The sequence below is a fragment of the Lysinibacillus sp. 10T31 genome, from assembly GCF_056394365.1.
Genome location: NZ_JBFTHS010000222.1, coordinates 1 through 416 on the forward strand (window position 1 = coordinate 1; position 416 = coordinate 416).

A 416-nucleotide genomic window follows, 5' to 3' on the forward strand; every position below is an offset into this window, starting at 1 on the left:
CTAGTGCTTGAGAGACGAGCGCATCCAGGTTTTCCATGTACAGACTCCAGATACAAAATAGGGGAAGAGCTTGAAGGCTCTTCCCCTATTTATGACGTTTAACACCTGAGCCCACAGAGGTGAGCCCGGGTGACTGTCGGGGGTACTTAAGCCAAGGTGGCTTTAGCTTTCTCGACAATCGCAGCAAACGCCGCTTTTTCGTTCACTGCCAGATCAGCCAGAACCTTACGGTCGATCTCGATGGACGCTTTTTTCAGGCCGGCGATGAAACGGCTGTAGGACAGACCGTTGATACGTGCACCAGCGTTGATACGAGCGATCCACAGAGCGCGGAACTGACGTTTTTTCTGACGACGGTCACGGTAGGCGTATTGGCCTGCCTTGATTACCGCTTGCTTGGCAACACGGAATACGCG

Annotated in this window: 1 protein-coding gene; it reads right to left on the reverse strand. The window is 53.1% G+C overall.

Features of this window, described 5'->3' with window-relative positions:
• Positions 1–146 precede the first annotated feature (146 nt).
• Positions 147–416 (reverse strand): 50S ribosomal protein L20 (rplT, locus tag AC1DCY_RS27750; RefSeq protein ID WP_477356009.1); only part of this gene is annotated, 270 nt, incomplete at its 5' end.